The sequence below is a fragment of the Psychrobacter sp. TB55-MNA-CIBAN-0194 genome, from assembly GCF_040309505.1.
Lineage (GTDB): Bacteria > Pseudomonadota > Gammaproteobacteria > Pseudomonadales > Moraxellaceae > Psychrobacter > Psychrobacter fozii.
Genome location: NZ_JBEOOW010000262.1, coordinates 1 through 273, shown reverse-complemented (window position 1 = coordinate 273; position 273 = coordinate 1). Strand labels below are relative to the sequence as shown.

Sequence of the window (273 nt, the reverse complement as noted above, 5' to 3'; positions counted from 1 at the left end):
CATAAAGGCTTGTTCGCTAAATTCACCTGGTCTAGCAATACGAATACCGTCTATTTCCATCACTCGCTTAATTAGCATGTCGAGTACTATTTGACCGCCATGACCTTGCAGTTCTAGGACATCTTCGCCGGTAAATGAATTTGGTCCTTTAAAAAATAGTGCAATCCCTTGATCAATCACCTGACCGTCAGCATTGTTAAAGTCACAATATTCTGCGTAACGCGTTTTGGGTATGTGGCCAATAATCGCTGTCGCGACATTAGTGGCTAAATC

1 pseudogene is annotated in these 273 nt (G+C 42.5%); it reads right to left on the bottom strand.

Annotated elements, in window-relative coordinates:
• A pseudogene (trmE, locus tag AAEY75_RS15070) lies at positions 1-273 on the bottom strand (tRNA uridine-5-carboxymethylaminomethyl(34) synthesis GTPase MnmE); the annotation flags it as partial.